Annotated in this window: 6 protein-coding genes; 4 read left to right on the forward strand and 2 right to left on the reverse strand. The window is 73.2% G+C overall.

What is annotated here, in order from left to right; all coding sequences use genetic code 11:
- Positions 1–2: 2 nt before the first annotated feature.
- The 4 genes from EEJ42_RS36225 to EEJ42_RS36240 all read left to right on the forward strand — a co-directional run bounded on the left by EEJ42_RS36225 (position 3) and on the right by EEJ42_RS36240 (position 4,502).
- Positions 3–1,223 (forward strand): hypothetical protein, encoded by a 1,221-nt coding sequence (locus EEJ42_RS36225; protein WP_123106443.1) that lies wholly within the window; start codon positions 3–5, stop codon positions 1,221–1,223.
- 183 nt (positions 1,224–1,406) lie between these two features.
- Positions 1,407–3,005, forward strand: a complete 1,599-nt coding sequence (locus EEJ42_RS36230) for an ABC-F family ATP-binding cassette domain-containing protein (RefSeq protein WP_123106444.1) — start codon at positions 1,407–1,409, stop codon at positions 3,003–3,005.
- A gap of 366 nt (positions 3,006–3,371) precedes the next feature.
- Positions 3,372–3,593, forward strand: a complete 222-nt coding sequence (locus EEJ42_RS36235) for a helix-turn-helix domain-containing protein (protein WP_009718933.1) — start codon at positions 3,372–3,374, stop codon at positions 3,591–3,593.
- Between the two features lie 129 nt (positions 3,594–3,722).
- The gene (locus EEJ42_RS36240; protein WP_123106445.1) at positions 3,723–4,502 is read left to right on the forward strand and encodes an enoyl-CoA hydratase/isomerase family protein; all 780 of its coding nucleotides are present in this window, start codon (positions 3,723–3,725) and stop codon (positions 4,500–4,502) included.
- An 11-nt stretch (positions 4,503–4,513) separates the two neighbouring features.
- Here EEJ42_RS36240 and EEJ42_RS36245 read toward each other — a convergent pair whose 3' ends face one another.
- Both EEJ42_RS36245 and EEJ42_RS36250 read right to left on the reverse strand, forming a co-directional pair.
- Positions 4,514–5,668, reverse strand: a complete 1,155-nt coding sequence (locus EEJ42_RS36245; protein WP_123106446.1) for an NAD(P)-dependent alcohol dehydrogenase — start codon at positions 5,666–5,668, stop codon at positions 4,514–4,516.
- 27 nt (positions 5,669–5,695) lie between these two features.
- A partial coding sequence (locus EEJ42_RS36250; protein WP_123106447.1) for an aldehyde dehydrogenase family protein occupies positions 5,696–6,997 on the reverse strand: 1,302 nt, incomplete at its 5' end.

The raw sequence follows: 6,997 nt of genomic DNA on the forward strand, positions 1-6,997 counted from the left end.
CCCTGTCCGACGAGGCGGCCGCCCGCGCCGCCGCGGCGCTCGGGCGCAGCCCCGAGGAGGTGCGCGCCGACTGGGACCGGGCGCGGCTCGTCGGGCTCGTCGACCTGCACGGCGGCACCGCCCGCCCCGGCTGGCGGCTCCAGGCCTGGGACCGCGACGACAGCGCGGTGCTGCGCGGCTGGGTCGCGCTGCTCGACGCCTGGTCGCTGGCCAGCCCCGCACCGGAGACCGCCGAGCCCACGGCCGTCGCCGAGGTGGTCGAGGCCGTACCGCAGCTGCTCCCGCTGCTCCAGCTGTCCGCGGGCCCGGTGCAGATCTCCACGCTGCTGGACATGCTGCGCAAGCGGGTCGCGGAGCTGCGCACCGAGCGCTGCGAGGTGCCGTACGGGGTGGCCGCGCCGGGAGACGCCGACGACCCCGCCGACCCCGCCGCGACCCCGGACCCGGCCGACCACGGGACCGCTCGCGGGGAGCGGGCGGAGGGCGCCGAGGAGGACGACGACGCGCTGGAGGGCCTGCTCGGCTGGGCCCTGGACGCGCTCGCCTCCGTCGGGGCGCTCACCGTCCTCGAAGGCGACGCCGTCCTCACCGCGCTCGGCAACTGGGCGGTGTGGGTCAAGCTGGAGCAGATCTGCGTGGCCGCCCAGAGCCCCGCCGGGAACATCGAGCACCCCGCCGCCGACATGCTGCGCGGCTGCGCGGGCCTCACCCCCGGGCCCGCCCGCGCCGAGTACCGGGCCTGGCTCGCCGCCCGCCCGGTGGGCAGCGCCATCAGCGAACTGCTGGACGCCGCGCGCGGCGACGACGCGCTGCTGCGCGGGCTCGCGTTCGAGGCGCTGCGGGTCGCCGGGGCGCCCGCCGAGCCCGCGGTGCGGGCCGTCGTGGACGAATCGTGCCTGCGGCCGTACGCGCTGCTGTGGCTCGCCGAGCACGAGGGCGCCGACCCCGAGGACGCGCTGGACGTGCTCACCCGAGAGGAGGCCACCTGGCTGTGGGTGGACACCGCCGCGGCCATCTCCGACCACGGCGAGAGCCCGCTGCTGGTGCGCCACCTGGAGTCGGCGGTGCAGGGCACGGTGCCCGCGCTGCTGGCGGAGGTGCGGGCCGTCGGCCACCCCCGTACGGTGCAGGTGCTGGTGGCGCTGGCCGCCGCCCACCCCGACCCGGCCCTCGCCAAGGCGGTGCGCCGGGCGGCCTTCCAGGTCCACACGGGCGGCGTCTGAGGGGCCCGCGTCAGGCGGGGGAGCGGGCCAGCGGGCGACGGGGAGCTTCCGGACCCCAGGGAAAAACCGGTTGCCCGCCCCGCTAAACTAGCCGCATGGCAATTCTCCTCGTGCATTAGACGGCGTCGGCCCCGCCCGCTGGTCTGTCCCGTCCGCCGTCCATCCTGCCCAGGAGTAATTCCCGTGATCACCGCATCCGGCGTCGAGCTGCGTGCCGGCGCCCGTGTTCTGATCGAGTCCGCTTCCTTCCGCATCGCCAAGGGCGACCGCATCGGCCTCGTCGGCCGCAACGGCGCCGGGAAGACCACCCTCACCAAGTGCCTGGCGGGCGAGGGCATCCCGGCCGGCGGCAGCATCACCCGTTCCGGCCAGGTCGGCTATCTGCCGCAGGACCCGCGCACCGGCGACCTCGACGTCCTCGCGCGCGACCGCATCCTCTCCGCCCGCGACCTCGACTCCGTGCTGCGCAAGATGCGCGAGAACGAGGACCGCATGGCCAACGGCAAGGGCGCCACCCGCGAGCGCGCGATGAAGAAGTACGAGCGCCTGGAGACGGAGTTCCTGACCAAGGGCGGCTACGCGGCCGAGGCGGAGGCCGCGACCATCGCGGCCAGTCTGGGCCTGCCGGACCGGGTGCTCGGCCAGCCGCTGCACACCCTCTCCGGCGGTCAGCGCCGCCGCGTCGAGCTGGCCCGGATCCTGTTCTCGGACTCCGACGTCCTGCTGCTGGACGAGCCGACGAACCACCTCGACGCCGACTCGATCATCTGGCTGCGGGACTACCTGAAGACCTACAGCGGCGGCTTCATCGTCATCTCCCATGACGTCGACCTCGTCGAGACGGTCGTCAACAAGGTGTTCTACCTGGACGCCAACCGCTCGCAGATCGACATCTACAACATGGGCTGGAAGCTCTACCAGGCCCAGCGCGAGGCCGACGAGAAGCGCCGCAAGCGCGAGCGCGCCAACGCCGAGAAGAAGGCCGCCGCGCTCAACTCGCAGGCCGACAAGATGCGCGCCAAGGCCACCAAGACGGTCGCCGCGCAGAACATGGCCCGGCGGGCCGAGAAGCTGCTGTCCGGCCTGGACGAGGTGCGGCAGTCCGACAAGGTCGCCAAGCTGCGCTTCCCGGACCCGGCCCCGTGCGGCAAGACCCCGCTGACCGCCGCGGGCCTGTCGAAGTCGTACGGCTCCCTGGAGATCTTCACCGATGTCGACCTGGCCGTCGACAAGGGCTCCCGGGTCGTCATCCTGGGCCTCAACGGCGCGGGCAAGACCACCCTGCTGCGGCTGCTGGCCGGGGTCGAGAAGCCGGACACCGGCGAGGTCACGCCCGGTCACGGGCTGAAGCTCGGCTACTACGCGCAGGAGCACGAGACGCTCGACCCGGACCGCACCGTCCTGGAGAACATGCGCTCGGCCGCGCCCGACCTCGACCTGGTCGACATCCGCAAGACGCTCGGCTCGTTCCTGTTCTCCGGCGACGACGTGGACAAGCCCGCCGGAGTGCTCTCCGGCGGTGAGAAGACCCGGCTCGCGCTGGCCACCCTGGTCGTCTCCTCGGCCAACGTCCTGCTGCTCGACGAGCCCACCAACAACCTCGACCCGGCCAGCCGCGAGGAGATCCTCGGCGCGCTGCGCACCTTCACCGGCGCTGTGGTGCTGGTGACCCACGACGAGGGCGCGGTGGACGCCCTCCAGCCGGAGCGGATCATTCTGCTGCCGGACGGGGTCGAGGACCTGTGGGGCGAGGACTACGCGGATCTGGTCGCGCTGGCCTGACCTCCGGGCGTCGGGCCCCGCCTGATCCCCCACCCATGGCCTCGTAGATCATTCGGCCTAGGCGTGATCCGTCATCTGAGTGAGAACGGCTGGTATCGCGGCGCGCCGCCCACGACCGGCGCACGGCACGTGCCGCGCGCCGGTCGCTCTCCGTCCAACCTCTGGCACATAGGTCCTGACCTGCCCTTTCTTCGCGGATCAAGAAAGACTGACAGGGCGTAAGCCGCCGGAATCCTGGATTCCGAAGGCTCGTATGGCGCCATTTCTCGGAATCCTTCCTCCACAGGTCTTGCCGAATGGGTGGCCAGGAAGCCGCCTAGGGGTGATCATGAGAGTCCAGAGCGCACTTCCCATGAGGAGGCACGGGTGGCCGAGACTCTGAAGAAGGGCAGCCGGGTGACCGGCGCCGCGCGCGAAAAGCTCGCGGCAGACCTGAAGAAGAAGTACGACTCCGGTGCGAGCATCCGGGCGCTGGCCGAGGAGACCGGCCGTTCCTACGGATTCGTCCACCGGATGCTCAGCGAATCAGGAGTGTCCCTACGTGGTCGCGGTGGCGCGACGCGAGGCAAGAAGGCCGCATCGGCCTGATCGCGCGTCTCGCGTCAGCGGTTCGTCACCGGAAGCAGGTGTGGACAGTGCCACCCGGTTGATCGTCCGTTCGACCGGGTGGTTACTGTGCAGTCACTTGTACTGACTGCGGCCGACCGGAGGCTTCCTGTGACCCTGCTCGACAAGGACGGCGTATCGCTCACCGTCGATGACGCGGTCGCCACGGTGACCCTGACCAATCCGGCCAAGCGCAACGCCCAGTCGCCCGCGTTGTGGCGGGCGCTGGCCGAGGCGGGGTCGCTGCTGCCCGGCAGCGTGCGGGTGGTGGTGCTGCGCGCCGAGGGCGTGTCCTTCTCGGCCGGTCTTGACCGGCAGGCGTTCACCCCCGAGGGGTTCGACGGCGAGCCGTCCTTCCCGGAGATGGCCCGCCGCCCGGACGCCGAGCTGGACGGGATCATCGCCGCCTACCAGGACGCGTTCACCTGGTGGCGGCGCAACGACATCGTGTCCATCGCCGCGGTGCAGGGCCATGCGATCGGGGCGGGCTTCCAGCTCGCCCTCGCCTGTGACCTGCGGGTGTGCGCGGAGGACGCGCAGTTCGCGATGCGCGAGACCAGCCTCGGCCTGGTGCCGGACCTGACCGGTACCCATCCGCTGGTCGGGCTCGTGGGGTACGCCCGGGCGCTGGAGATCTGCGCGACCGGGCGCTCCGTCCGCGCCGAGGAGGCCGAGCGCACCGGCCTCGCCAACCTCGTGGTGCCCGCCGCCGAGCTGGACGGCGCGGTCCAGGACCTGGCCGCGGCCCTGCTCGCCGCCCCCCGCGACGCCGTGGTCGAGACCAAGGCGCTGCTGCGGGGCGCTGCGGACCGTACGTACGACGAGCAGCGCGCCGCCGAGCGTGCCGCCCAGGCCCGCCGCATCCGCGACCTCGCCGGTGTGGCCGAATAGTTCACTGTCGTTCACGCGTCCTCGAAGGTCAGCACCGGCTTGATCGTGGTGCCCGCCGTCATGTCCGCCGCCGCCTCCTCGATCCGGGCGAACGGATAGGTCCGGATCAGCTGGTCCACCGGCAGCCGACCCTGCTGGTGGAGGGCGACCATCAGCGGTATCAGCTGCTCCGGTTCGCTGTCGCCGAGCGTGACGCCGGTGATGCGGCGGCCCGGAAGCATGCCGTTGACGTCGACCGCCACCTCGGTGCCCATGGGCGGCGCCCCGATGACCGCGACCTCGCCCCGGGGCGCGAGCGCGTCGATGGCGGTGCGCAGGACGCCGGGGTGGCCAGTGGTCTCCAGGGCGCAGTCGACGCCGAGGCCGTCCGTCAGCTCGACCAGGGCGGCCGCGGTGTCCTCCTCCGCGGCGTCGACCACGGCCGTGGCGCCCAGCTTCCGGGCCAGCGCCAGCCGCGGGGCGAGCCGGTCGACGGCGATCACCTGCCGGACCGGGCCGAGCACGGCGGCCATCAGGGCGGCGAGCCCGACCGCGCCGGTGCCGAAGACCGCGATCGTGCTGCCGGGCCGGGGCCGCAGGACGTTCAGGACGGCGCCCACCCCGGTCTGGATGCCGCAGCCGAAGGGGGCGAGCGTGGTCAGGGGGACGTCCGCCGGGACCCTGACCACGCTGCGCTCGTCCACCAGCGCGTGCGTCGCGAAGGACGACTGGCCGAAGAAGTGACAGCCCAGCCCGTTGCCGCCCAGCCCATTGCCTCCAAGCCCGTTGCTTCCCGGATCGCCGCCGCGCCGCAGGGTCGCGGTGCCGTCGCCGCGGGTGCCCCCGAGGAGGTTGAGCGGGAGCCAGGAGGCGCAGTAGGCGGGATGGCCGCCGCGGCAGGTGCCGCACGTACCGCACGAGGTGAAGGTCAGGACGACATGGTCGCCCGGCCGCACCCGGCCCACCCACGATCCGACCCGCTCCACGACGCCCGCGCCCTCGTGGCCGAGGACGCCGGGCAGCGGGAAGGGCAGATGGCCGTCGCGCACGGTCAGATCGGTGTGGCAGAGCCCGGCGGCGGCCAGCCGGACCACGACCTCGTCCGGCCGGGGCTCGTCCAGGGTGATCCGCTCCAGGGAGAAGGGGGCGCCGGGCTTGTTCACCACGGCGGCGAGGGTTTCGGTCATCGTGAAATCTCCGTGGCTCGGAATGGCTCAGAACGGGTAGCGCGCGGTGTCGCCGCGCAGGGTCAGCCACTGCGTCTCGGTGAAGGCGTCGAGATTGGCCCGGGCGCCGCCCACCCGGCCGAAACCGGACGCGGCAAGGCCGCCGAAGGGCGCGTTCGGATCGTCGTTGACCGTCTGGTCGTTGATGTGGACCATTCCGCTGGGAATCCGCTCGGCCAGCGCGAGCCCGCGTGCCGTGTCGGCGGTGAGGATGCCCAGGCTCAGGCCGTACGGGGAGTCGGCGGCGAGCGCCGCGGCCTCGTCGTCGTCCCGGTACGGGCGTACGCACGCGACCGGGCCGAACACCTCCTCGTCCCAGGCGGGTACGGACGGGCCGCAGTCGGCCAGCACGGTGGGCCGGTAGAACCGGCCCCGGTGGGTGCCGCCGGTGACCACCCGGGCGCCCGCGGCCACGCTGCGTTCGACGACGTCCACGACATGGCCGAGCTGCCGGTCGTCGATGAGCGGGCCGAGGGCGACCGGTTCGCGGAAGGGGTCGCCGACGGTGAGCTGCTCGGCCTTCTTGGCGAGCAGGCCGAGGTACTCCTCGTACCGCGACTCATGCACCAGATGGCGGCCGACCGCCATGCAGATCTGCCCCTGGTGGAGGAAGTTCCCCCAGGCCCCGCAGGACGCGGCGGCCTCCACGTCCGCGTCGTCCAGCACGATCAGGGCGCTGTTGCCGCCCAGTTCCAGATGGGCCCGGGTCAGCTGCTCGGAGGCCAGCGCCCCGACCGCGCGGCCCGCGGCGGTGGAGCCGGTGAACGACACGACCCGCACCGCCGGGTCGCGGACGATCGCCGCGCCGACGTCCGCGTCGCCCGGCAGGCAGTGCAGCAGCCCCGCGGGCAGCCCGGCCTCCTCGAAGACGCGGGCGAGCACCACCCCGCCGGATACCGGGGTGCGCGGATCGGGCTTGAGGAGGACGGCGTTGCCGAGCGCGAGCGCCGGGGCGATGGAGCGGATGGACAGGATCAGCGGGAAGTTGAACGGCGAGATCACGCCGACCACCCCGACCGGGATTCGGCGCGCCATGCTCAGCCGCGGCTGCGTCGAGGGCAGCAGCTCACCGGTGGGCGCCGCGGGCAGGGCGGCGGCCTCCTCGCACTCCGCGGCGGCGACCGCCACCTCCAGGGCGGCCTTCGCCCGTGACGATCCGGCCTCCCGCACGATCCAGTCGGCGATCTCGTCGGCGTGGCTCCGGAAGGCGTCGGCCGCGCGCCGCAGGGCCGCGGCTCGCTCGGGGAAGGGGGCCGCGGCCCAGGCGCGCCCCGCGGCCGCCGCGGTGCG

Source organism: Streptomyces botrytidirepellens (assembly GCF_003721215.1).
GTDB classification, from domain to species: domain Bacteria; phylum Actinomycetota; class Actinomycetes; order Streptomycetales; family Streptomycetaceae; genus Streptomyces; species Streptomyces himastatinicus.

Bases quoted from the DNA above. Each gene is read 5' to 3' on its own strand.
- EEJ42_RS36245 (WP_123106446.1), bottom strand. From the start codon at position 5,668: ATGACCGAAACCCTCGCCGCCGTGGTGAACAAGCCCGGCGCCCCCTTC.